This window comes from Alcaligenes phenolicus, from assembly GCF_032063905.1.
Lineage (GTDB): Bacteria > Pseudomonadota > Gammaproteobacteria > Burkholderiales > Burkholderiaceae_B > Alcaligenes > Alcaligenes phenolicus.
The window spans coordinates 362402-384429 of sequence record NZ_DAMBOE010000001.1; the positions used below are offsets into that span (position 1 = coordinate 362402).

20 protein-coding genes are annotated in these 22028 nt (G+C 55.7%); 16 read left to right on the plus strand and 4 right to left on the minus strand.

What is annotated here, in order from left to right:
- Nucleotides 1-12: 12 nt before the first annotated feature.
- Nucleotides 13-906, minus strand: a complete 894-nt coding sequence (locus tag U2949_RS01630) for a LysR family transcriptional regulator (RefSeq protein ID WP_026483089.1) — start codon at nucleotides 904-906, stop codon at nucleotides 13-15.
- Nucleotides 907-1071: 165 nt separating this feature from the next.
- Here U2949_RS01630 and U2949_RS01635 point away from each other — a divergent pair, with 165 nt between their 5' ends.
- The 3 genes from U2949_RS01635 to U2949_RS01645 all read left to right on the plus strand — a co-directional run bounded on the left by U2949_RS01635 (nucleotide 1072) and on the right by U2949_RS01645 (nucleotide 4144).
- The gene (locus U2949_RS01635) at nucleotides 1072-2565 is read left to right on the plus strand and encodes a CoA-acylating methylmalonate-semialdehyde dehydrogenase (RefSeq protein ID WP_026483088.1); all 1494 of its coding nucleotides are present in this window, start codon (nucleotides 1072-1074) and stop codon (nucleotides 2563-2565) included.
- An 86-nt stretch (nucleotides 2566-2651) separates the two neighbouring features.
- Nucleotides 2652-3602 carry a CysB family HTH-type transcriptional regulator gene (locus U2949_RS01640; protein ID WP_009456554.1) on the plus strand — a complete coding sequence of 317 codons (951 nt, stop codon included), beginning with the start codon at nucleotides 2652-2654 and terminating at the stop codon, nucleotides 3600-3602.
- A 194-nt stretch (nucleotides 3603-3796) separates the two neighbouring features.
- Nucleotides 3797-4144, plus strand: a complete 348-nt coding sequence (locus U2949_RS01645) for a DUF2325 domain-containing protein (RefSeq protein ID WP_259672468.1) — start codon at nucleotides 3797-3799, stop codon at nucleotides 4142-4144.
- Between the two features lie 112 nt (nucleotides 4145-4256).
- Here U2949_RS01645 and U2949_RS01650 read toward each other — a convergent pair whose 3' ends face one another.
- On the minus strand, nucleotides 4257-4976 hold the full coding sequence (locus U2949_RS01650) for a C40 family peptidase (protein ID WP_031232602.1): 720 nt from the start codon (nucleotides 4974-4976) through the stop codon (nucleotides 4257-4259).
- A 346-nt stretch (nucleotides 4977-5322) separates the two neighbouring features.
- Between U2949_RS01650 and U2949_RS01655 the strand changes: the two genes are divergently transcribed.
- The 3 genes from U2949_RS01655 (at nucleotide 5323) to U2949_RS01665 (ending at nucleotide 9762) form a co-directional block, all read left to right on the plus strand.
- A complete protein-coding gene (locus U2949_RS01655) occupies nucleotides 5323-6627 on the plus strand; it encodes an MFS transporter (protein ID WP_321285790.1) in 1305 nt (434 codons plus the stop codon).
- A gap of 97 nt (nucleotides 6628-6724) precedes the next feature.
- Nucleotides 6725-8710, plus strand: a complete 1986-nt coding sequence (gene acs / locus U2949_RS01660; RefSeq protein ID WP_026483085.1) for an acetate--CoA ligase — start codon at nucleotides 6725-6727, stop codon at nucleotides 8708-8710.
- Between the two features lie 164 nt (nucleotides 8711-8874).
- Nucleotides 8875-9762 (plus strand): DMT family transporter, encoded by an 888-nt coding sequence (locus U2949_RS01665; protein ID WP_031232600.1) that lies wholly within the window; start codon nucleotides 8875-8877, stop codon nucleotides 9760-9762.
- Nucleotides 9763-9847: 85 nt separating this feature from the next.
- Here U2949_RS01665 and U2949_RS01670 read toward each other — a convergent pair whose 3' ends face one another.
- On the minus strand, nucleotides 9848-11494 hold the full coding sequence (locus U2949_RS01670) for an electron transfer flavoprotein-ubiquinone oxidoreductase (RefSeq protein ID WP_257722791.1): 1647 nt from the start codon (nucleotides 11492-11494) through the stop codon (nucleotides 9848-9850).
- 182 nt (nucleotides 11495-11676) lie between these two features.
- Here U2949_RS01670 and U2949_RS01675 point away from each other — a divergent pair, with 182 nt between their 5' ends.
- From U2949_RS01675 to U2949_RS01710, 8 genes are all read left to right on the plus strand, one after another.
- Nucleotides 11677-12099, plus strand: coding sequence for an acyl-CoA thioesterase (locus U2949_RS01675; RefSeq protein WP_009456536.1), 423 nt, complete (start codon nucleotides 11677-11679; stop codon nucleotides 12097-12099).
- Between the two features lie 122 nt (nucleotides 12100-12221).
- Complete coding sequence (locus tag U2949_RS01680; RefSeq protein ID WP_321285795.1) at nucleotides 12222-12920, plus strand: CoA transferase subunit A; 699 nt, start codon at nucleotides 12222-12224, stop codon at nucleotides 12918-12920.
- A gap of 19 nt (nucleotides 12921-12939) precedes the next feature.
- A complete protein-coding gene (locus U2949_RS01685; RefSeq protein WP_009456529.1) occupies nucleotides 12940-13593 on the plus strand; it encodes a CoA transferase subunit B in 654 nt (217 codons plus the stop codon).
- A gap of 93 nt (nucleotides 13594-13686) precedes the next feature.
- Nucleotides 13687-15465, plus strand: a complete 1779-nt coding sequence (locus tag U2949_RS01690) for an aminopeptidase P family protein (RefSeq protein ID WP_321285799.1) — start codon at nucleotides 13687-13689, stop codon at nucleotides 15463-15465.
- Nucleotides 15466-15613: 148 nt separating this feature from the next.
- Complete coding sequence (locus U2949_RS01695; RefSeq protein ID WP_009456525.1) at nucleotides 15614-17260, plus strand: CTP synthase; 1647 nt, start codon at nucleotides 15614-15616, stop codon at nucleotides 17258-17260.
- 88 nt (nucleotides 17261-17348) lie between these two features.
- Complete coding sequence (locus U2949_RS01700) at nucleotides 17349-17729, plus strand: VOC family protein (RefSeq protein ID WP_009456523.1); 381 nt, start codon at nucleotides 17349-17351, stop codon at nucleotides 17727-17729.
- Nucleotides 17730-17805: 76 nt separating this feature from the next.
- Nucleotides 17806-18657 carry a 3-deoxy-8-phosphooctulonate synthase gene (kdsA, locus tag U2949_RS01705; protein WP_035274499.1) on the plus strand — a complete coding sequence of 284 codons (852 nt, stop codon included), beginning with the start codon at nucleotides 17806-17808 and terminating at the stop codon, nucleotides 18655-18657.
- Nucleotides 18658-18675: 18 nt separating this feature from the next.
- Nucleotides 18676-18960, plus strand: a complete 285-nt coding sequence (locus tag U2949_RS01710; protein WP_009456520.1) for a DUF1330 domain-containing protein — start codon at nucleotides 18676-18678, stop codon at nucleotides 18958-18960.
- A gap of 125 nt (nucleotides 18961-19085) precedes the next feature.
- On the opposite strand, the gene U2949_RS01715 is transcribed toward U2949_RS01710, so the two are convergent.
- A complete protein-coding gene (locus U2949_RS01715) occupies nucleotides 19086-19811 on the minus strand; it encodes an SDR family NAD(P)-dependent oxidoreductase (RefSeq protein ID WP_026483077.1) in 726 nt (241 codons plus the stop codon).
- A 163-nt stretch (nucleotides 19812-19974) separates the two neighbouring features.
- Between U2949_RS01715 and U2949_RS01720 the strand changes: the two genes are divergently transcribed.
- Nucleotides 19975-21543: an MFS transporter gene (locus U2949_RS01720; RefSeq protein WP_407654146.1), complete on the plus strand. Its 1569-nt coding sequence runs from the start codon at nucleotides 19975-19977 to the stop codon at nucleotides 21541-21543.
- Nucleotides 21544-21545: 2 nt separating this feature from the next.
- Nucleotides 21546-21992, plus strand: a complete 447-nt coding sequence (locus U2949_RS01725) for a MarR family winged helix-turn-helix transcriptional regulator (protein WP_051316235.1) — start codon at nucleotides 21546-21548, stop codon at nucleotides 21990-21992.
- Nucleotides 21993-22028: the final 36 nt, after the last annotated feature.

Genomic DNA, 22028 nt, shown 5'->3' on the forward strand with positions numbered 1-22028 from the left:
CGGTTTGGCGGCTCAAGCCCCATTCAGCAAGTCCTGCCGCTCTTCCACTGACTGCTTCAGAAAGTGCCACAGCCGAGTCAGGCTGGGGTTCTGGCGTTGCTCCTCATGACAGAACATCCAGAAGCGTCGACGCAATTCCACCTGGTCGGGTAGAACACAACGCAGGCGCGGATCGGTTTTTGCCAGGAAGCAGGGCAGAACGGCAATTCCTTGCCCCTGCAAGGTGGCCTGGTACTGCGCAATCACGCTGGTGCTGCGAAAGCGCACAGCGGCGGATCTGACGATTTCTTCCAGATAGCGCAGGCTGTCGCTAAACACCAGATCATCCACATAGGCAATAAAGCGGTGCTGGGACAAATCCTGCACGCTTTCTATGGGCGGATGGCTGTTCAAATAATCCTGATGGGCATAGAGCCGCAAGCTGTAGTCTGCCAGGCGCGTACACCAGTACGGGCCGCGTTGGGGGCGCTCCAGTGCAATGGCCAGGTCGGCATCCCGGCGTGACAGACTGATAGGGCGGGGTACAGGCAACAGCTCCAAGGTCAGCTCCGGATACCGGGCCTGGAAAATGCTGAGCAAGGGCGTCAGGACATAACTGCCAAAGGCTTCAGTGCAGCCCAGGCGCAGCTTGCCGGTCAAGGGTCTGGCCTTGCCCGTAATCGCATCGCGAGCTGCTAGCAGGCGGCTTTCTACCGGCTCCATGCGTTGCTGCAGATTCTGCCCTTCGCTGGTCAGGCTATAGCCGCTGACCGTGGACTTGTGGAACAGCCGCAAGCCCAATTCCTGCTCCAGTGCCTGGATACGGCGTGCCACGGTGCTGTGTTGAACGCCCAGCCGTTGAGCGGCAACGCTGATACGCTGGCAGCGGGCCACTTCCAGAAAGTAACGCAGATTATCCCAGTCCATCGTAATGGGCCCGCCCTGAAAAAGACTTGTGCATAAATGCCCAGCTCCTGTGCATTTTTCAACATGGTAAACGGGTCTTGAGGCTTCTACACTCGATGAGAACCCTCATACAAGTGGGATAACAAATAAGGCTTAGCCGCCTGAGCAATTCATTGGAGACATGCTATGACGGAAGTGGTTCGTGTACCTTTGCTGATCGATGGACAACATGTTCAATCCAAGAGCACCCGTTGGGACGATGTGCTCAATCCAGCCACCCAGGAAGTCGTGGCTCAAGTGCCTTACGCCACGATGGAAGAGCTGGAAATCATTATTGCCAGCTCGGCCAAGGCCTATGAGAGCTGGCGTCATTCCAGCCAGGGTGCGCGCATGCGCGTCATGCTGAATCTGCAGCGTCTGGTGCGTGAAAACAGTGCCAAGCTGGCTGAAGCCATCTCGCGTGAACACGGCAAGACCATGCCTGATGCTGAAGGTGAAGTAGGCCGCGGCCTGGAAGTGATCGAATACGCGTGTTCCATTGCTTCGATGCAATTGGGCGAATACGCAGAAAACGCGGCGGGTGGTATTGACGTCTACACCCTGATCCAGCCCTTGGGCGTGTGTGCTGGTGTGACCGCGTTCAACTTTCCTGTGATGCTGCCTTGCTTCATGTTCCCGCTGGCTGTGGCTTGCGGTAATACCTTCGTGCTCAAGCCTTCCGAGCAGGATCCTAGCGCCAGTCTGATGCTGGCCGAGCTGGCTCTGGAAGCTGGCCTGCCTCCAGGCGTGCTGAACGTGGTCCACGGCGGTGCAGAGATTGCCAATGCCCTGGTGACCCATCCTGAAGTCAAGGCAGTGTCCTTTATTGGTTCGACGGCCGTTGGCACCGAAATTCACCGTCGTGCCACTGAAGCTGGCAAGCGCTCGCAAGCCATGATGGGCGCCAAGAATCACTGCATTGTGATGCCCGATGCGGATCGTGATGTGGCGATCAACCAATTGCTGGGGGCTGCTTTTGGCGCGGCCGGCCAGCGCTGCATGGCGATCTCGGTGGCCGTGATGGTTGGCGAAACTGGCGAGTGGGTTGATGAGCTGGTCAAACGTGCTGCCACCATGAAGGTCAACGTAGGTACGGACCGTCAGGCCGACTTGGGCCCCTTGGTCTCGCCGCGTGCTCGCCAGCGTGTGGAGTCCTTGATTGAAGCCGGTGTACAGGAAGGTGCCAGCCTCTTGCTGGATGGTCGTGGCGTGAAAGTGCCTGGCTATGAAAGCGGTAACTTTGTCGGCCCAACCATCTTCAATGATGTGAAAGCCGATATGCGCATTTACGAAGAAGAAATCTTCGGACCCGTGCTGTGCATTGTGCGTGTCAATACGCTGGAAGAGGCGGTGCAGTTCATCAACCGCAACCCCAACGGTAATGGCGTGTCCATCTTCACCCAGGACGGCGGCCATGCGCGCTACTTCCAGAACCGAATTGACGTAGGCCAGATCGGTATCAATATTCCTATCCCTGTGCCGGTGGCCTGGTTCAGTTTTACTGGCTCGCGTGCGTCCAAGCTGGGTGATCTGGGTCCGAACGGCAAACAAGCCGTTCAGTTCTGGACACAGACCAAAACCGTGACGGCCCGTTGGCAAGCTCATGCCAATACGATGAATACAACAATCAGCATGACGTAATTGTTGAATCTATATATATAACTTAATGCAATAAGCGAGCTGTTCCTTATTACATATAATAGCCCTGTACCTGGGGCTATTAACATATGAATATTCAACAATTCCGCTTTGTCCGAGAGACCATCCGACGTAACTTCAATCTGACTGAAGCCGCTCGCTCGCTCTATACCTCCCAGCCGGGGGTGTCCAAAGCGATCATCGAGTTTGAAGATGAACTGGGCATCAAGATTTTTGAACGTCATGGAAAACGCATTAAGGGCTTGACCCGACCGGGCGAAGCTGTCGCCGAGGTGATCGACCGCATCATGCGCGAGATCGACAACCTCAAGCGTGTCAGCGACGACTTCGCCCGCCGTGATGAAGGCACCTTGGTGATCGCTTGTACCCACGCCCAGGCACGATATTTGCTGCCCAAGGTGATCCCTGAATTCCGCCGTCGCTTTCCCAAGGTCCATATGTCCTTGGCTGAAGGCAGCCCGCCTGTGCTGGCCCAGATGGTGATACACGAGCAGGCTGACGTGGCCATCGCTACCGAAACCCTGGCATTGACGCCGGGCCTGGTCGCTTTGCCGGTCTACACCTGGGAGCATACGGTGGTGGTGACGCCGGATCATCCACTGGCTGATCTGCCTGCCAACAAGCAGCTGTCCATTGAAACCCTGGCGCAGTACCCCATCGTGACTTATGACCATGCTTTCTCGGGTCGAGGTTCGATCGACGAGGCCTTTGCCAAGCATGGCATCACTCCGGATATTGTGCTGGAAGCTATTGATGCTGACGTGATCAAAACCTACGTTGATGTCGGTCTGGGTATCGGTATCATCGCAGGCATCGCGTTCGATCCGCGTCGTGACAAAGGTCTGGTGGGCCTGCCAGCGGGGCATTTGTTTGGCGCACACCACACCAAGGTGGCGGTGAAAGCCGGGGCTTTCCTGCGTGACTATATTTTTGAACTGCTGGAGATGCTGGCACCGGAATTGACCCGGGATGTGGTGCTGAGCGCTCTGGATGAGAAACAAGCTGGTGGCCCGTTGTAGAGCTAGCCGCTGTTTAGTTGGAAATACGGGCCATCGTGATTACACGGTGGCCCTTATTGTTTGTGCAGTCGGCGTGGTTTTGCAGGGCAGGTGAGAGCTTATGGTCAAAGGCTATAAGTAAAAATTGAAACAAGCTATCGACTCAATTGACTATGATAATAAGAATGATTATCATTATCTAACTTTCTTAGCCAATGGAGCTTCCTGTGTCTCAATACGTCAGTGCAGTCGTGGTTGGAGCAGACCGTCTGGGGAACATTCCCGACTTGCTCAAGATCCACAATATCTCGATCAAACATCATATTAGCGGGCGTGATCCAGCCCACCAGAAAAAAACCCTGCAGTTGCCTTCCGGCACCGATTTGCTGATTTTGCTGACCGACTTCCTGGGTCACAACGTCATGAAAACCTTCCGGGCTGCTGCCTTGAAGTCCGGTATTCGAGTAGTTGCCTGCCGACGCTCGGTTTGTAGCATGAAGCAAGCCTTAACCCAATGCGGCTATTGTGAATCTTGTCCGCTCGGTAAGTCCAAGAGCCACTAGATTGGCGGCATGACTTACTGGGGCAAAGAAGGAATCTTTACAGATCAAAAAAAAGCCACTGTTATGAAACAGTGGCTTTTTTGTGTGCTGCCGGTTTGGCAGCAGGGCGGTCTTATTTGACGCTACGCAAACGAGCTTCCGACTGCTGCGTATCGGCAGCCGCCAGACGGCGTGCGCCGTTATAGCGTTTTTTCCAGTAACCCACTTCCATGTTCTCGACGCGGACAACAGCGCCAGTGCGAGGGGCGTGGACAAATTTGTCATCACCCAGGTAAATGCCTACGTGAGAGAAACGAGCGCCACGAGTATTGAAGAAGACCAGGTCACCTTTGCGCAGCTCGCTACGGTTAACCGAAGTGCCTTCTTTGGCAATGTCCTTGGATTGGCGGGGTAGCTTCAGACCCAGGGACTTTTCAGCCACGTAGGACACCAGACCGCTGCAATCAAAGCCAGTGCTGGGAGCATCGCCACCAAAACTGTACTTCACGCCCAGGAAGTCCAGGGCGGCGTTGGCAAGGCCGTGGGTAGAGGAAGAAGCTTGGCTACTGCGGCTTTCGGCGCGCCCTTGGCGACGATCGCTGCTGTACGCAATATTGATGTCGTTACGAGCGCGGTTGGCTAGATATGTACCCAGCGGGTCGGACTCGGTCTGGAATTCGTAGTCGGCGTAATAGCCGTGATCCAGTTCTGCACGATCTTTGTTCTGGCTGGACTGTTGAGTTCCAGTGGTGGCACACCCTGTCAGAGCGAGCGCGCCAGCTAACAAAAGATACTTGGCGCTGCGATAGGTAATGTGCAAAAGTGCGGGTGGATTCAGGTAATGTGGCGGCATGACCAGGGCTTTTTTAAGGACTTGGTGGGCAGCAGCACAACCTTGATGCCTATTTTTGCTGAAATTAGCAGCAATTGATGGGTATCAGGGCTGTAAGTATGGCTAAAAGCACCATACTTTGCCGGACGTTGCTGTGCGTTGAATGTTTGGCAGTGTACCGGATGATAATTGCACCGTAAAGCATTGTAGGAGTGTATTTTGCGATTGAATCATACTGTTGCAAAGTGCGGCTGACAGCGGTTTTCAGGCCCTGTGCATGGGTCCAGTGCTCTTCTTGCTGACTTGTTGAAAGTTAGCCGAAATAGAGCGAAGTTTTACTGTTTATAGGGATTGAATGATGCGATTTATGGGACAAGCCCTAGGGAAAGCCCTGAACGAAGGAGTACGGCTGCGCGAGTTGTGGGCTTGGGCTATGTATGATTTCGCAAACTCTGGCTACACCACCGTCATTTTGACCAGTGTTTACAGTGCCTATTTTGTTGGTGTCGTCGCCGAAGGCCGCAGCTGGGCTACCTTGGCGTGGACCTTGGCCTTGTCCGCTTCGTATTTGAGCATCATGTTGACCATGCCGGGGCTCGGTGCAAAAGCCGATGCACGTCAAGGCAAAAGGCGACTTTTGTTCAGCAGCACCATAGGCTGTGTGTCGGCAACCGTGATGCTGTATTGGGCCGGTCCCAATGACATTGTCTGGGCCCTGGTTTTTATCGCTTTATCCAATTATTGCTATTGCATAGGCGAGTCCATCATCGGCGCTTTCTTGCCGGAAATTGCCCGGCCTGACGCCTTGGGGCGTGTCTCCGGTTGGGGCTGGGGTTTTGGCTATTTTGGTGGCATGTTGGCCTTGGGCCTTTCCCTGGCTTTTCTTACCTGGGCGACATCGGAAGGATGGACGGCTCAAGAGTATGTGCCCGGTATCGCCCTGATTACGGCTGCCTTGTTTGCCTTGTCGGCCTTGCCTTCTTTTCTGTTTCTGCGCGAACGCAGTGCACCCAGCGGGGCAGAGCAGCAGGGCATGTTGTCGCGCCTGATTGCATCGGCGCGGGATGTGCATCAGCATTTTCCCGATTTCCGCACCTTGTTGTTATGTGGTGCTGCTTATCAAGCCGGGATTGCCGTCATTATTACCTTGTCGGCGGTGTATGCCACCGAGGCCATGGGTTTCACCATGGCGCAAACCATGACGTTGATCTTTACCGTCAATATTGCGGCCGCTGTGGGGGCTTTGTTGTTTGGTCATGTGCAGGATCGCATCGGCCATAGACGTGCTCTGGCACTGACGCTGTGTGCCTGGCTGGTCATGGTGGGCATTGCTGTCAGCACGCGTTCCCTGGCGGGGTTCTGGGCGGCGGCAGCCGTCGCCGGGCTATGCATAGGGAGTAGCCAAAGTGCGGGGCGAGCCATGGTTGGACTGCTGGCTCCCAAGAGTCGTCTGGCTGAGTTTTTCGCCTTGTGGACCTTTGCCATTCAACTGGCCGCAGTATGTGGTCCGCTGGCTTACGGTCTGGTGACTTGGCTAAGCGGCGGGAACCACCGCTTGGCTCTGGCCTGCACGGGATTATTCTTTCTGGCGGGCCTGCTGATCCTGTCGCGTTTGAATTTTCAGCGCGGCATTTTGGCCAAGAATCAAGCCGATCTCAGTTGTCAGGATTGAGTAAGTAAGGCGCGTTACGTTTATATAAAATTAAGCTGGGCTGCCCATGCGTGGCCCAAAAAAAACACCAAATCTGGAAAATAAAGGAGCCAACACCATGAGCGGTCCAACGTCTATTGAATCCGTCCTGTCGGAAAGCCGAGTCTTTCCCGTGTTCCCTAAACTGGAACGCGAAGCAAGCATTGCTGGCATGGCGGCCTACCAAGAGCTTTGCCAGAAAGCCGAGCAGGACAACCCCGGTTTCTGGGCGGAGTTGGCCCGCGATCGTCTGGTCTGGACCAAGCCTTTTACCCAGGTTCTGGACGACAGCAAGCCCCCGTTTTACAAGTGGTTCCATGATGGCGAGCTGAACGTCTCGGCCAACTGTCTGGACAAGCACCTTGGCACCCCCACTGAAAACAAAACTGCGCTGATCTTTGAAGCCGACGGTGGTGAAGTCACCAAAGTGACTTTCCGCGAACTGTATGAACAGGTTTGCCAGTTTGCCAATGGTTTGAAAGCCCTGGGTTACAAGACGGGCGAACGTGCCCTGATCTACATGCCCATGTCGGTGCAGGCCATTGTGGCCATGCAAGCATGTGCCCGTTTGGGTATTACTCACTCCGTCGTGTTTGGTGGTTTCTCGGCCAAGAGCCTGCACGAACGTGCCGTGGACGTGGGTGCCTCCCTGGTCATTACCGCTGACGAACAGCGTCGTGGTGGCCGTGCCATCCCTCTGAAAAATGCAGTTGACGAAGCCCTGAGCGGCGGTGACTGCGAAGCCGTGCGTCACGTCATTGTGTACAAGCGCACGGGCGGTCCCGTTGCCTGGCATGAAGGTCGCGATCTGTGGTGGGAAGATGCTGTCAAAGGTCAAGGTAGCGAGTGCCCAGCCGTGTCCGTGAATGCAGAGCACCCTCTGTTTGTTCTGTACACCTCCGGCTCTACGGGCAAGCCTAAAGGCGTGCAGCACTCCTCGGCAGGTTATCTGCTGGGTGCCATGCTGAGCGTGCAGTGGACCTTCGATGCCAAGGACAGCGATGTGTTCTGGTGTACCGCCGATATCGGTTGGGTAACAGGCCACACCTTCATTACTTATGGCCCTCTGGCTGCCGGCGTGACGCAGGTTGTGTTTGAAGGCGTGCCTACCTACCCGGATGCCGGCCGTTTCTGGAACATGATTGAACGCCACGGCGTGACGGTGTTCTACACCGCACCTACCGCTATTCGCTCCTTGACCAAGGCAGCCGAAGCGGACGAGGCCATTCATCCCAAGCAATACAATCTGGACACCCTGCGCATCATCGGTTCGGTGGGTGAACCCATCAACCCCGAAGCCTGGATGTGGTACTTCAAGAATGTGGGCCGCGAGCGCTGCCCCATTGTGGATACCTGGTGGCAAACGGAGACGGGCGGTCACGTCATTACTCCCTTGCCTGGTGCCACTCCTCTGAAACCCGGTTCCTGCGGCCTGCCGTTCCCCGGCATGGACGTTGCCATTGTGGACGAGGTGGGTGAAGAAGCGGAACGCGGCAATGGCGGCTTCCTGGTCATTCGCAAGCCTTGGCCCAATATGATCCGCACCATCTGGGGCGATCCAGACCGTTTCGTGAAAAGCTATTTCCCACCCGAGCTGAAAGGCTATTACCTGGCCGGTGACGGCGCACAGCGTGATACTGACGGTTACTTCTGGGTCATGGGCCGTATCGACGACGTGCTGAACGTTTCGGGTCACCGCTTGGGCACGATGGAAGTGGAGTCTGCTCTGGTGGCACACCCGCTGGTCGCTGAAGCCGCTGTTGTGGGCAAGCCTGACCCAACGACAGGTGAAGCCATTGTGGCCTTTGTGGTGCTGAATGGCGATCTGCCTTCCGGCGAAGAGGCCGACAAGGTTGCCACTGAGCTGCGCAATTGGGTAGGCAAGGAAATCGGTCCTATCGCCAAGCCTCGTGAGATCCGCTTTGGTGAAAACCTGCCCAAGACACGTTCGGGCAAGATCATGCGTCGTTTGCTGCGCTTTGTTGCCAATAACGAGCCGATCACCCAAGACGTATCCACGCTGGAGAATCCGGCCATTCTGGATCAGTTGTCCGAAGCACACTAATTTTTTTGGTAGTTCCTGTTTGACCCTGGTTTCTTTGCAGAGCCAGGGTTTTTTTATTTCTCCTGATTATTTTGTTACTGAAAACCTGCGCAGTGTGGAATTAGCCTAGCATTGAGTCCGTGGCCAAAACATCGGTCCATGAATTCAAAGAAAAGGGGAAAGGTTTGAGCGGGGAACAGCAGGCAGACAGGGGCGCTTTGGCGCTGATGGGCTTGGTGGTACTGACCTGGGGCATGAGCTGGGTCGTGATGAAGGCGATGACTGTCTACATCGGGCCAGTGGATCTGATTGCAGCACGCTATGCGGTGGCATTTGTTTTTTTATGGCTGGTGCTGCGTCTTAAAGGCGGGCATTTACGGCCTACGCCATGGAAGCTGAGCCTGGGTGTTGCCATTTTCCAGACTACCGGCTTTCAACTGCTTAGCCAGTTTTCCTTGCAAGCCGGTGGGGCAGGCAAGATGGTGGCCCTGGCCTACACCATGCCAATCTGGATTCTGCTGTTGTCCTGGCCCATGTTGGGGCAACGACCTCAGAAACGTCACGTAATGGGTATGGTGCCCGCGATTTTGGGCTTGATGCTTCTGATTGCGCCCTGGGAAGGAATGGGCGGCATACTTGGTTCGGTTCTGGCGACATTGAGTGGCGTGAGCTGGGCCTTGGGGGCGGTGTTCTCCAAACAGCTATTTGAGCGTCATCGAGTGGAGCTGCTCAATGCCACAGTCTGGCAGTGTCTTCTGGGGATTGTGATTGTTCTGCCCTTGAGCTTCCTGATTTCCCAGCGTCCTATCGTGATGGAATGGCAGATGTTCAGTGGCGTTCTGTACCTGGGCGTGATTGCAACTGGGGTAGGTTGGCTGCTGTGGATGGCGGTAGTCAGTCGTGTCAGCGCGACCTTGGCGGGGATGTCCAGTCTGGGCGTGCCTGCACTGACTGTTTTGCTGGCCTGGCTGTTGTTGGACGAATGGCCAACTCAACTGGAGTTAATGGGGACAGGCCTGATTCTATTGGGGCTGTTCGTAGTGAACTGGCCCAGCCGATCTCGCAAGTCATAGAGCAAAAAAAAAGCCACCCTGAGGGGTGGCTTTTTCGACATTAATACTTCTGGCCTTGGCGGTGACACCAAGGCCAGATTTGTTTTTACATGCCGTTGTACACCGGACCTTCGCCGCCTTGCGGGGGAACCCAGACGATATTCTGGGTGGGGTCCTTGATGTCACAGGTTTTGCAGTGCACGCAGTTCTGTGCATTGATCTGCAGCTTGTCATCGCCGGTTTCAGTCTTGATGAACTCGTATACGCCCGCCGGACAGAAACGGGCTTCGGGGCCACCGTAGCGAGCCAGGTTCACCGCCACAGGAACGGACGGATCTTTCAGCGTCAGGTGGACAGGTTCGTCTTCTTCGTGGTTGGTGTTTGAAATAAACACGGAGCTGAGACGATCGAAGGTGATCTTGCCATCTGGCTTGGGGTAGTCGATACGCGCGCATTCGGCTGCAGGCTGCAAACAGGCGTGGTCAGGTTTGTTGTTGCGCAGTGTCCAAGGCATTTTTCCTTTGAACAGGCCTTGCTCCACAAAGGTCATGACGGACGCAATCGAGCGGCCTTTCTTGAACCATTGCTTGAAGTTGCGGGCCTTGTTCAGCTCCTCATGCAGCCAGGACTGTTTGAACTTTTCGGCAAATTGCGACAGCTCGTCCTGTTTGCGTCCGGCTTGCAAGGCTTCAAAAGCGGCTTCAGCGGCCAGGGAGCCGGATTTGATCGCAGCGTGGCTACCCTTGATGCGCGAAGCATTCAGGAAACCGGCATCACAACCGACCAAGGCACCACCGGGGAAGCTGAGCTTGGGCAGCGCCAGCAGACCACCGGCGGTCAGGGAGCGAGCCCCGTAAGCAATGCGCTTGCCGCCTTCAAACGTGGCGCGCAGGGCAGGGTGGGTCTTGTAGCGCTGAAATTCTTCAAAGGGAGACAGCCAGGGGTTGGCGTAATCCAGACCGACTACCATCCCGACCATGACCAGATTGTTATCCAGGTGGTACAGGAAGGAGCCGCCGTAGGTGTCCGAATCCAGCGGCCAGCCAGCAGTGTGAATCACCAGACCGGGCTGGGACTGGGAGGGATCCACTTCCCACAGTTCTTTAATGCCAATGCCGTAGCTTTGGGCATTGCGGGACTCGTCCAGCTTGAAACGCTCGGTCAGCTCACGGCCCAGGTGGCCACGCGAGCCTTCGGCAAAAATGGTGTAGGACGCCAGCAGTTCCATGCCGGGTTGATAGTGGGCGGTGTGCGTGCCGTCGCGGGCCACACCCATATCGCCCGTCAGGACGCCACGGACCGCGCCGTTGTCGTCATACAGAATGTGGGCAGCGGCAAAGCCGGGGAAAATATCCACGCCCAGGGCCTCGGCTTGTTCACCCATCCATTGCACGACATTGCCCAGGCGAACAATGTAATTGCCATGGTTTTTAAAACAGTCAGGCAGCAACCACATCGGGGTGCTGCGTGCGCCTTTTTCGGTCAGGAAAAGGAATTTGTCTTCAGTCACTTCTACCGAAATAGGAGCGCCTTGCGCTTTCCAGTCTGGCAGCAGCTCGTCCAGGGCGCGCGTGTCCATGACAGCGCCTGACAGGATATGGGCACCCACTTCAGCGCCTTTTTCCAGGACACAGACGCTGATTTCTAGTTCTTTTTCTTGGGCGAGCTGTTTAAGACGTATCGCGGTGGCCAGGCCTGCAGGGCCAGCGCCGACGATAATAACGTCATATTCCATCGATTCACGTTCAGACATTGCTGCTGATCTCCTATTACGGCTTAGCGCTTTGTTCTTGATTGTTGGCGGGTGAAATTCGTGTACTGTGCGTACGGTCGATTGTATTGTAGTCTGAGCAATCCCGTTTTGAGTTCAGAGGCCAGAGGCAGTGCCCCTTGGCTTCCGGCTTCATCAGTAAATATCAGTAAGGAGAGCATGTAATGACACAAGTAGTAGATTCTGGTGCAGGAGCCACTTTTGATATTGCCGTGCGCTGGGGCGATCTGGATGCCATGAATCATGTTAACAATACGGTCTACTTTCGCTACATCGAGGAAGCCCGTGTCCAGTTAATGATGAAGCTGGGCATGGTGCCACCTTCTCCACGTACCGGGGTGCTGGCGCACGCCAGCCTGGATTTCCTGCGTTCGGTCCTGTATCCGGCCACTGTGCGGATTGTGCACAAATTGCTGAAAGTCGGTGGTAGCAGCATTGAGTTGGAAGTCTTTGTATGTGACGCAAATCAAGCTGATGTCATTTATGCACGTGGCCGCTGTGTGCTCGTGTCCATTAACCCCCAAGGCGGCTCACAACCTTGGACCGAAGATGAGCGTAAACAGATACACTCGGTTTTTCAGGGTTAAGCTTTACGTATACGGAAAGCATAGTCAAGTCGTAGAATGCCTGATAGCACTGTATGGTGCATAGCGGCATTATTGGGCAAAGTTTGCTGTTTAGGCCAATTAAAGAGTTATTGGAGAGTCAATTGAATAAAGTCTATCCAAGCGCCAAGGAGGCGTTGCAGGGGGTCGTTGCCGACGGACAGACAGTCGCGGTAGGTGGATTCGGCCTGTGCGGAATTCCCGAAGCGCTGATTGCTGCGCTGCGCGATAGCGGAGTCAAAAACCTGACCTGCATTAGCAATAATGCCGGGGTGGATGGCTTTGGTCTGGGTCAGTTGCTGGAAACACGCCAGATCCGCAAGATGATTTCCTCCTATGTGGGCGAAAACAAGGAGTTCGAGCGCCAGTATCTGGCGGGCGAGCTGGAACTGGAGTTCACTCCTCAGGGCACACTGGCTGAAAAGCTGCGTGCCGGTGGCGCGGGCATTCCTGCTTTCTTTACCGCAACGGGTGTGGGCACCATCGTGGCTGAGGGCAAGGAAATTCGCGAGTTCAACGGTCAGCAATACGTGATGGAAGAGGCTCTGGTGCCTGATGTGTCGCTGGTCAAAGCCTACAAGGCCGACCGCAGTGGCAACCTGGTGTTCCGCAAGACCGCGCGCAACTTCAACCCGAACGTGGCCATGGCTGGAAAAATCACCATTGTCGAGGTCGAGGAAATTGTCGAGACCGGCAGCCTGGACCCGGATGATGTGCATTTGCCCGGTATTTATGTGCACCGTATCGTGCTCAATGCCCAGCCCGAAAAGCGCATTGAACAGCGTACCGTTCGTTCTTCCTGATTAGCGAGGCAAGATAATAATGGCTTGGAATAGAGATCAAATGGCGGCACGCGCCGCTCTGGAGCTTCAGGACGGCTTTTACGTCAACCTGGGTATCGGTTTGCCTACGCTGGTTGCCAACCACGTGCCCGAAGGTATTGAGGTCTGGCTGCAGTCGGAAAACGGTTTGCTGGGTATCGGCCCCTTTCCGACTGAGGACAAGATTGACGCTGACCTGATCAACGCAGGCAAGCAAACCATCACCACCTTGCCCGGTTCGTCCATCTTTTCCTCGGCAGACTCGTTTGCCATGATTCGCGGCGGCAAGATCAATATCGCGATTCTGGGTGCCATGCAGGTGTCGGAAAAGGGTGATCTGGCCAACTGGATGATCCCCGGCAAGATGATCAAGGGCATGGGTGGTGCCATGGACCTGGTCGCTGGCGTTGGCCGTGTCGTGGTTCTGATGGAACACGTGGCCACCAAGAAAGACGGCACAGAAGACCTGAAAATTCTGCCTTCTTGCACCTTGCCCCTGACGGGCGTGGGGGTAGTTGACCTCATCATTACCGATCTGGGGGTGATGGAAGTGACGGAAAATGGTTTAAAGTTGCTTGAGTTGGCACCAGAAGTCAGCCTTGAGTACATTCAGTCCAAGACAGGCGTCCCGCTGGACGTCAGTGCTTTGGCCTGATCGGTCTCTCTGGCTAAAAAAGCTTCGGCGCGAGTCGGAGCTTTTTTTATGCTTGATCGGTGCGTGAACGCTGTTTATGTAAAGGAAGTTGGCATGGCCCATCCCCCCGTTGCCGCACGCTTGCAGGCGCTGCGCGAACAAATGCAATTTCAGTCCGTGCAGGCAAGTATCTGGCCTACATCTGACCCCCATCTGTCTGAATACCTGCCCGATCGCTGGAAAAGCCGTCAGTGGCTAAGCGGATTTGTCGGGTCGGCCGGGCTCCTGGTGGTGACGGCAGATTGGGCCGGTTTGTGGACCGATAGCCGTTATTGGGAACAGGCTGCCAAGGAATTGGAAGGTAGCGGCATTCAATTGCAACGTGCGGGCGAGGCCGGGGTGCCGGAACCAGCCAACTGGCTGGCCGAGCATCTGCCTGCTCAATCGCGGGTGGCACTGGATAGCCAATCGGTGTCGGCACAAAGTCTGCTGGCCTGGCAAAAAGCGACGCCAGAGCTGGAGTGGGTGCTGGAGGCCGACTTGCTCAGCCCTATCTGGACGGAGCGACCTGCTGCACCTGTTGGTGAGGTGGTGGAGCATTTACCCCCGTTTGCCTGCCGCACTCGTCAGGAAAACTTGAGCGGCACGCGGGCGGCCATGCAGGAGCAGGGGGCACATTGGCATTTGCTGAGTGCGCTCGATGATATTGCCTGGACCCTGAATTTGCGCGGCAGCGATGTGTCCTATAACCCGGTGTTCCTGTCGTACCTGCTGATAGGCCCGGATCAGGCGTTTCTGTTTGTGGATAGCAACAAGCTGTCAGCAGGCATACAGGAGGCGCTGGCTGCGGATGGCGTGCAAGTTCAAGGCTATACCGAACTGTCCTCCTTCATGCGTGCCTTGCCGGCATCCATGCCCATCTTGCTGGATATGGCTCGGACCACGGCCTGGGCCGCCCAACTGGCTGCGCATCTGAATGTGGTCGAACACATCAATCCCGCTCAATTGCTCAAGTCCTGCAAGACCGATGCCGAGCTGGATCATGTGCGCGAAACCATGGAGAAAGACGGCGCGGCCTTGTGCGAGTTCTTTGCCTGGTTTGAACAGCAAGGCGATGTCAATGAGCTGGATGTGGATGAACATATCTGCGCCGCCCGTGCTCGTCAGGAAGGTTTTGTCAGTCCCAGCTTTGGCACGATTGCTGCCTACAACGCGAACGGCGCCATGCCGCACTATCAGGCTACCCAGCAGTCCCATGCCCGTATTGAGGGCAATGGCCTGTTGCTGATCGACTCGGGTGGGCAGTATCAGGGCGGGACGACCGACATTACCCGTGTCGTGCCGGTAGGTCAGGTATCTGCCGAGCAGATTCGTGACTTCACGCTGGTGCTCAAAGGCATGGTGTCCTTGTCCATGCTGGTGTTTCCCGAAGGTATTGCCGGTCAGCAAATTGATGTGCTGGCGCGCCAGCCCTTGTGGGAGCAGGGTCTGGACTTCGGGCACGGAACAGGGCACGGCGTGGGTTACTTCATGAATGTGCATGAGGGCCCGCAGTCCATTTCCTGGCGCGGTCGCATCGGACCTCATTCCGCCATGCGCGCCGGCATGATTACGTCCAACGAGCCTGGGCTGTATCGTCCCGGCCAATGGGGCATTCGTATCGAGAATCTGGTGGCGGCGGTGCCAGCCATGCGCAGCGAGTACGGGCAGTTCCTGCGTTTTGAAACCCTGACCCTGTGCCCCATTGATACGCGTTGTATAGATGCCGCACTACTGACGGCTGCCGAGCGTAACTGGCTCAATGAATATCATCAGCAAGTGCGTGAACGTCTCTTGCCTCGTGTTCAGGGGGACGCACGCAAGTGGCTTGAGCAAAGGACGCAGGCGATCTGATCGCCACCGTCTGCTCTTGTCAATAGCGGCAAGGGCTAGTGGTATTTCCGCTGTGAAATGCCACTAGTCGGGTCGCCAAGCATGGGCGCTTGCCGTTATAATCCAAATTTCCCGCTATCGCCTGATTTGACCTCAGGCGCCTTTTATAATGACCACCAAATATGTATTCGTAACGGGAGGCGTTGTGTCCTCCCTGGGCAAAGGTATTGCGGCTGCATCCCTGGCTGCCATCCTGGAGTCCCGCGGTTTGCGCGTGACCATGCTCAAGCTGGATCCCTACATCAACGTAGATCCGGGCACAATGAGCCCCTTCCAGCACGGTGAAGTGTTTGTTACTGAGGATGGTGCGGAAACCGACCTGGACCTGGGCCACTACGAGCGCTTTATTTCCGCTCGCATGCGCAAGGTCAACAACTTCACCACGGGCCAGATTTACGAATCCGTGCTGCGCAAAGAGCGTCGCGGGGACTATCTGGGCAAGACCGTGCAGGTTATCCCGCACATCACCAACGAAATCCAGGATTTCATCATTCGTGGCGCCAAGGCTGCCTACAATGGTGAGGCCGATGTTGCCATCGTCGAGATCGGCGGCACAGTGGGTGATATCGAATCCCAACCTTTCCTGGAAGCTGCCCGCCAGATGAATCTGCGTCTGGGCCGCAACAACACCGCTTTTGTTCACCTGACGCTGGTGCCTTTCATTGCATCGGCAGGCGAGCTGAAAACCAAACCTACCCAGCACTCGGTGCAGAAGCTGCGTGAAATCGGTATTCATCCACACGCTTTGCTGTGCCGTGCGGATCGCGTCATTCCTGACGACGAACTGGCCAAGATTTCGCTGTTCTCCAACGTGCCCATGGACGCCGTGATTTCGGTGTGGGACGCGGATTCCATCTACAAGATTCCAGCCATGCTGCACAAGCAAGGTCTGGACAGCCTGGTGTGCGATGCACTGGCGCTGTCGCCTCCACCGGCTGATCTGTCCATGTGGGATCGTCTGGTACAGGCCCTGGAAAATCCGGAGCACGAAGTGCGTATCGGTATGGTCGGCAAGTACGTAGACCTGACCGAATCCTACAAGTCGCTCAGCGAAGCACTGGTTCACGCCGGTATTCACACCCGTACCCGTATCAATATCGAGTACCTGGATTCCGAAGTCATCGAGAACGAAGGCACCGATTGCCTGAAAGGTCTGGACGCCATTCTGGTGCCAGGCGGCTTTGGCAAACGCGGTACCGAAGGCAAGATTCGCGCCATTCAATACGCTCGTGAAAACGGCGTGCCATTCCTGGGTATCTGCCTGGGCATGCAATTGGCGGTGGTTGAATTTGCTCGCAATGTGGGCAATCTGGTGGGCGCGAACTCGACCGAATTCGATCCATCGGCCGTGCACCCGGTTGTGGCCTTGATTACCGAATGGGCAGACCGCGAAGGCAAGATTGAGCACCGTGATGGTTCCTCCGATTTGGGCGGCACCATGCGCAAGGGCGCACAGCGTTGCCCGGTAAAGCCAGGTTCGCGTGCTGAAGCCATTTACGGTCCGGAAGTCAATGAACGTCACCGCCACCGTTTCGAAGTAAATACCTTGTACGTGCCACGTCTGGAAGAAGTGGGCATGGTGATCTCCGCTCGTACTCCTACCGAGAACCTGCCAGAAATCATGGAACTGCCTGATCATCCTTGGTTCATGGGCGTGCAATTCCATCCGGAATTCACTTCCACTCCGCGTGATGGCCATCCGCTGTTTACCAGCTATATCAAAGCTGCTCTGGACCACCAGAAAAAATCAGCCTGATAATTTGGTATGACTGAAAAGGCCCGCGCTACGCGGGCTTTTTCATTCGGGGCGACAGAGTGTGTTGCCCGTCTTCCTGGGAGTAATCATGATCGAACAGCTGGATCATTTGGTGCTGACCTGTACCGACCCGCAAGCCACGACCCATTTCTATACACAAGTGTTGGGCATGAAGCAGGAAGTCTTTGGGCAAGGACGCATTGCCTTCAGCTTTGGCTCGCAAAAGATCAATTTGCATGTACGTGGGCAGGAGTTCGAGCCCAAGGCGCATTTGCCGGTGCCGGGGGCGCTGGACCTGTGCTTTATTGCCAGCATTCCGCTGGAGCAGGTGATCGCGCATCTGCAGTCACAAGCTTGGCCCATTATTGAAGGGCCGGTGCAGCGTACAGGAGCTACCGGCCCGATTCGCTCAGTCTATGTGCGCGACCCGGACTTGAACCTGATCGAAATCTCCGAACGATTGGGCTGACAGGCTTGCTGCACTGCGGTGCAGCAGCGCCGTCAGGAATGTGGGAGAATGCAGAAATACTGAAACGAGGTCTATTATGGATTTATGCGGTTACGACGTTGGCCTGGATCGGCCCTTTTTTCTGATCGCTGGCCCTTGTGTGATTGAATCGCGTCAAATGGCGTTTGATACAGCGGGCCAGCTTGCCGAGATTACCTCGGCTCTGGGTATCCCCTTTATCTACAAAAGCTCGTTTGACAAGGCCAACCGGAGTTCGGACAAGTCTTATCGTGGCCCCGGCATGGCCGAAGGTCTGCAGATTCTGGCGGATGTGCGCTCGCATTACAAAGTGCCGGTTCTGACCGATGTGCACGACAAGGACCAGGTCGATGATGTGGCGGCCGTCGTGGATGTGCTGCAAACCCCGGCTTTCCTGTGCCGTCAGACCGACTTTATTCAGGCCTGCGCTGCTACCCTGAAACCTGTGAATATCAAGAAGGGCCAGTTCCTGGCTCCTCAGGATATGGTGCAGGTGGTGGCAAAAGCACGTGCGGCAGCGATGGAAATGGGCGGAGATGGCTCCACCATCATGGTCTGTGAGCGTGGCGCTTCCTTTGGCTACAACAACCTGGTGTCCGACATGCGCTCTTTGGCGATCATGCGCGCCACGGATTGCCCGGTCGTGTTTGATGCCACGCACTCGGTGCAGTTGCCGGGCGGGCAGGGCACGACATCCGGTGGTCAGCGTGAGTTTGTGCCCGTCCTGGCGCGTGCTGCCGTTGCAGCGGGTGTGTCGGGCGTGTTCATGGAAACTCACCCTAACCCGGACAAGGCCTTGTCTGACGGCCCGAATGCTGTCCCTCTGTCGCAGATGGCAGACTTGCTGCGGACATTGCAGCAGATCGATTCGATTGTTAAAAGCAGCGGTGCCTTGCAGCACGGCTATTAAAAGTAGTTTGGAGACACTATGTCCGCATTTTTGATTGCTAATGTCGAAGTAACCAACCCCGAGCAGTACAAGCAGTACCAGGAGTTTTCCAGCATTGCCATGAAAACCCATAACGTGAAAGTGTTGGTACGTGGCGGTGAAACGGTCACTCTGGAAGGCAATGCGCCTTTGCGTACCGTGGTTATGGAGTTCGACACACTGGAACAGGCTCAGGCTTTCCACGATTCCGAGGAATACCGCCGTGCTCGTCAAGCCCGTGAGGGTGCTGCCAACATGACTATGTACGTGGTGCAGGGTCTGTAAGAAGCGGACTACGCCATGTAGTCAGGCAGGAAAAAGGGAGTGTGAAGACACTCCCTTTTTTGATGCTTGCAGGGACACAGTCCGACCTTCTTCAGCACTATGGCAGGAAGGAGTCGTGTTGCTGTTTAGAAACGCGGATCACGCAGGGCTGGTAGGGTCAGCTCGCGTATAAAGCTGGCGGGAGACAGTTGCAGCAGGCTACGCACAATCGTGAGCACGTCATGCACTGGAATCGTCTTGCCCTGGTCACGCTCTGCGGCGGCGTGCAGTGGCACATCCAGGCCGTCTTCCGTATTCAGGTAACCCAGTTGCAGGCAAGTGACGGCCAGGCCTTGATCTCTATAGCCTTCACGCAGACTGTCTGCCAAACCATTCAAGGCAAATTTTGTCGCTCCGAAGGCAACTTCCGGACGGCCGCTTTGACGCAGACCCGAGGTGGAGCCAGTCAGAATCAGGCGGGGTTGTTTGCTGCGCAGTAAATGAGGCAGCAGATGACGTATGGCCAATAAGGCTCCAGTCAGATTCACATCGACCAGACGACGAATGGCCTGATCGCTTTGCGACAGAAAATCGTAATCCTCACTGAAGGCAGTGTCTTCCCAAATCCCAAGGTTATAAATCAGCACGTCCAGTGATTCCGGGCAGGCGGCTGCTAATTGGCTGGCGGCTTCAGGCTGGGACAAGTCGGCACTGATCCAGTGTTGATTGATGCCGGGATCGGGACTGAGCGGGCTGGTCGACGGTGCGGGTGTCCGGCGAGCCACGCCATAAAGCGTGTTGCCGTCTTGAGCCAGGCCGTCCATCAAGGCGCGTCCCAGCCCCATGCTGGCACCGACAATCATGATATTCATACTGTTTTCCTGTGGGGAGGATGTGCTTGGAAAGCGGTGTTTTCCGGATGGTTGCTATTGTGTACCGGGATGCCGGGATAAGGGTTGATTCAGGCAGCGCTTGTCAGGTTTTTATCACTCTCGTAAAATTGTTGACTAGGCAATAATTGCGTGGTCAATGGAAATGGTAAACGTATCGGAAACAGCACAAAAGACGCCGGGGCGGGTCTTGTCAGTCACAGAATCCATACTGGCGATGATGGGGCTGTGCTTTGTGGTGATGTTGGTGGCAATTGATCAGACCGTGGTCGGGACAGCCTTGCCCACCATTGTCTCCGAGTTGCATGGTTTTGAACTGTATGCCTGGGTGGCAACGGCGTATTTGCTGACTTCAGTGATTACCGTGCCTATCTTTGGCCGTCTGGGAGATTTTTATGGACGCCGCCGCTTTGTGCTGGTGTCCATCGTTTTGTTTACCCTGGCTTCCGTGCTCTGCGGCATGGCGCAAAGCATGTTGCAGCTGGTACTGGCACGTGCCTTGCAAGGGATTGCGGGGGGCATGCTGGTGGGGACCGCATTTGCCTGTGTGCCTGATCTGTTTCCTGACCCCCGTGTGCGTTTGCGCTGGCAAGTCATGCTGAGCGCTTCCTTTGGGATTGCGAACGGGATAGGGCCCTTTCTGGGCGGGATTCTGACTGAACACTATGGCTGGCGCTCCGTGTTTTATGTGAATCTGCCCGTGGGTTTGTTAAGCCTGTATTTTGTCTATCGCTATTTGCCGCAGATCCGTCATTTTCGTCAAACCCAGGTCCGCATGGATTACTTGGGTGCTTTCTTGTTGATGGTCGGTTTGGCCTGTATCCAGTTACTGGTAGAGTTGCTGCCGCAATATGGTGGCAGCTATTTGATGGTTTTGCTGGGCCTGTGCAGTGTGGCCGCTTTTGTTCTGCTGGTGACGTGGGAGCGACGGGTGGCAGAACCTTTACTGCCCCTGGTCTTGTTCAGCAGTCCGGCTCAATTCTCCTTGCTGGTTCTGTCTGCGGGCTTGGGCTTTATTCTGTTTGGTCTCTTGTTCTACGCGCCCTTGTTGTTGCAAGGGGGGTATGGCCTGCGACCCCAAACCGCCGGTTTGTTGATTACGCCCTTGGTCGTGTTCATTACGGTGGGCAGTATCATTAATGGCCGTACGATTACGCGCCTGCGTCGTCCTACCTTGATGCTGTATCTGGGCCTGGTGCTGTTGACGATTGCCTGCCTGGGTATGGTGTTCATCAAGAAAACCGATCCGCACTGGCATTTTGTGATCTATGCCACTATTGCCGGCACCGGGGTCGGTTGCATCATGCCCAATCTGACGGTATTTGCGCAGGAAATTGTGGAACGCTCCATGCTGGGCATCGCCACGGCCATGCTACAGTCCATGCGCATGGTGGGTGGCATGTTGGGTACTGCTGTGGTTGGCACCCTGATCAATTACCAGTATGGGGAGGCCATCCGCACGCAATTGGCGGCTTTGCCCACAAGCCTGGTCAACTCCCTGCAAGATCCGCAAGTTCTGATGAGCGCGAGTCAGCAGACGCAGTTTCTGGAGCAGGCCGGGCAGGAAGGGCAGGTGTATCTGGGCCTGGCCCGTGACGCCCTGGCACATGCCGTCAATATGGGGATGGCCGTGACCTTGCTGCTGATAGTCTGGTGTTTTTATTGGGTACGCAAAGTGCCACCGATACGATTTAATCGTCAAGAACAGTCTTGAACATGATGAATGAATTTCCGCAACTTCAAGCGGCTCAGCAGCTGGGGCGCACGTATCGCAGCCTGATGGCGGCATTTGACCAGCAGTTGGGGATGCCCTTGCCACGCTGGCGCATCCTGATTTCCCTGTACCAGGAAGAGGGCAGTCTGTCTCAAAAGCAGTTGGTGCGTCTGCTGCGCATTGATCCGGCTGCAGTGACACGGCAGCTTAAAAGCATCGAGTCCCTGGGACTGGTCGAGCGTTTCACGGATGAGCAGGACAACCGGCTGACCAATGTGCGTCTAAGCCCCGCTGGCCGCGAGCTGGTGGAAGCCACCTTGCCCCGGCGTCGTCGTCTGGTGGAAGCCATGCTGCAAGACTTCTCTGATCAGGATCTGAAGCAGTTGATCACCTTGCTGGGCAACTGGGAAAGCGCCTTGTTGAAAGCGGCCGACAAAGATTTACTTTGAGACGTATCGGTACTTTTTGTATTTACAGAGACGCCG